The 2,950-nt window shown below is 44.2% G+C and carries 2 protein-coding genes; one reads left to right on the top strand and one right to left on the bottom strand.

Translation table 11 applies throughout. The features are described from left to right. A partial coding sequence (locus tag ACLNCN_RS04350) for an isomerizing glutamine--fructose-6-phosphate transaminase (RefSeq protein WP_424844702.1) occupies positions 1–1,018 on the top strand: 1,018 nt, incomplete at its 5' end. Positions 1,019–1,241: 223 nt separating this feature from the next. Here ACLNCN_RS04350 and ACLNCN_RS04355 read toward each other — a convergent pair. Beyond that, a partial coding sequence (locus ACLNCN_RS04355) for an LPXTG cell wall anchor domain-containing protein (protein ID WP_424844703.1) occupies positions 1,242–2,950 on the bottom strand: 1,709 nt, incomplete at its 5' end.

A 2,950-nucleotide genomic window follows, 5' to 3' on the forward strand; every position in this document is an offset into this window, starting at 1 on the left:
TAAACTCATCCAAGCCTACACAGATGAGGCTGGTCAAATTGTCGTAGACTCAGCTATCATCCAGGCTGTTCAAGACGCAGACCGTATCTACATCCTTGCAGCTGGGACATCTTACCACGCAGGATTTGCTTCTAAGAAAATGTTGGAAGAATTGACAGATACACCAGTTGAACTTGGAATCTCATCTGAGTGGGGCTACGGTATGCCACTTCTCAGCAAGAAACCACTCTTCATCTTTATCAGCCAATCTGGTGAAACAGCGGATAGTCGTCAAGTTTTGGTCAAGGCTAATGAAATGGGAATCCCAAGCTTGACAGTGACAAACGTACCAGGTTCGACTCTTTCACGAGAAGCCAACCATACTATGCTCCTTCATGCAGGTCCTGAAATTGCTGTGGCATCAACTAAAGCCTATACAGCACAAATCGCAGCCCTTGCCTTCCTGGCAAAAGCAGTCGGAGAAGCAAATGGAAATGCCAAAGCGAAAGCCTTTGATTTGGTTCATGAGTTGTCAATCGTAGCTCAGTCTATCGAATCAACTCTTTCAGAGAAAGAAGACATTGAAGCCAAGGTTCGTGAGCTTCTTGAAACAACTCACAACGCCTTTTACATCGGGCGTGGTCAAGATTACTATGTAGCTATGGAAGCAAGTCTCAAACTCAAAGAGATTTCTTACATCCAGTGTGAAGGTTTTGCAGCAGGAGAACTCAAGCACGGGACTATTGCCTTGATTGAAGAAGGAACGCCTGTCTTGGCCCTCTTGTCAGATCCAGTCCTTGCAAACCATACTCGTGGAAATATCCAAGAGGTGGCAGCTCGTGGTGCTAAGGTTCTCACTATCGCAGAAGAAAATGTTGCTAAAGATACAGACGACATCGTTCTTACGACTGTACACCCTTACCTCTCACCGATTTCAATGGTTGTACCAACTCAATTGGTCGCTTACTTTGCAACTCTACACCGTGGCCTTGATGTGGATAAACCACGTAACCTTGCTAAGTCAGTAACGGTAGAATAAGCTAAAAAAGTCTAGTTATCTAGGCTTTTTCTTGTGAGCAAACTAGGAAGCTAGCCGCAGGCTGTACTTGAGTACGGCAAGGTGAAGCTGACGTGGTTTGAATTTGATTTTAGAAGAGTCTTAATAAAAAATCCTAATCGAGTTTATTATGACGGCAAATATTGTGCAAAAATCAATCCCCCGAGCGTTAAGGCTTGGGGGATTGTTCTATAGGAGGGCTAGTTTAGTTCTCTTTTTTGTTTTTTAACAAGAACCCGAGACCTAGGAGTGCAAGGAGACTAATTCCTGCAAACAGAAGTTTGTGATCATTTTTGGTTCCTGTATTTGGAAGTTCAGCTTGTTTAGCTAGGGGCGCAGGTATATTTTCCTTGCTAGAGTTTTCTACCGATTCGTTTTGAACAGCTTCACTTACAGATGATGGTTGTGCTTCTTGTGCTGGTTGTGAATCAGTTGTAGCTTGCTTGGGTTTATCTTCTGCATCAGCTACTTTGGCATCTGGTTTAGTAGAGTCAGGTTTAGCTTGTGGAGCTGGAGTTTGCTGTTCCGATTTGATTACTCGGTTTGAAATATTGTCTTGACCATTATTGTGACCTTGTTCTTGTTTTAAGCTAGAAAGGTCAAATTCTGGTTTTTCTTCCACAGCTGGGGCAACGATGGCACCGCCTTGAGAGATTCTAAGAACAGTAGCTGTAAGGGCATTTAATTTCAAGCCTTTTTCAGTCCATTCGAGTCCTTTCGGGTTGGCAATTCCTACTGGCCCTGCTTGGTTTTCATCTGCTAAAACTTCAGCATTTCTGAGGTGGGCAAAGGCAGTTCCCAAATTAAATTCGCGAGCTTTTTCGTCCGCATTGACAAAGACTGCGTAGATGTCTCCATTTGGAGCAGTGATTTGGTAGCCAATTACTACGTCCTCTTTTGCCACACCATTTTGGCCTGGGACAGTGATGAGGTGGACACGGTCTTTGATATCTTGGAGACTCTTAAGTCGGAAGGCATCTGTAGATTGACGAAGAGCAATCAACCCTTTCATATAGTCACGGCTCTTGACATTTTCAGGATATGCTTTTCCATCTGTAGCCTTAGTCCAGTCAAACTTGTTAATAGCATCACTCGAATCATAAGAGTCATGGATGAAGTAAGGATAGTCAAATGGATTGCCGTCCTTATCACGCAACAAGTGAGATTTGTTTGGAACCTTATCCTCCGATACTGGAGTCTTGTAGGCTGGGTCACGGAATTGTTTAGTACGTCCGTATTCCTGACCAGAGTGGATAAACGGAGTTCCTTGAGCTGTCAAGACCATGAGGTTTCCAAGTCGCAAACGACGGTGGATTTCAGCATAGTTCTCAGCCTTGCTTGGGTCTTTTTTGATAGACTGGGCGATGATGTCAAAGAGGGTCAAGTTATCATGGGCTGCGATGTATTGGATGACATCTCCAGGGCTGTCAGCTTCAAAGTTGGTTGGTTGAGCAATGATATTTTTGAAGATGGTGTTGATATCACGCTTGCCACCTGTGATAAAGGCAGGTTGACCTTCGTTTGGATAACCAGACTTGAGGTTGTTACGAATGTCATCTGAAAAGACAGCGACTGTATCGGTATGTTTCATCCAATCTTGGTCAGCAGCTTTAGTAGGCATGTTCTCATCACCTGCATAGGTTCTCCAACCTTCACCAAGCATGATTAAGTGTGGATTGAGGGCGCGTGCGGCCTTGTACGCTTCTTCAATAGAAGCTGCATCATGGTCTCCCATCATATCGAAGCGGAATCCATCCACTTTGTAGGTATCAACTAGATATTTGATAGAGTCAACTAGGAGTCGTTTGGTCATATGGTGGGTTGTCCCCAAGCGTCCACCACCAAAGCTAGTGCGAGGTGTCCCATCAGCATCCATAAAGTGGTAGTAGTTTGGCTCTAAATTTTCAAAGATAT

The sequence above is a fragment of the Streptococcus sp. CL8.13 genome, assembly GCF_049737895.1.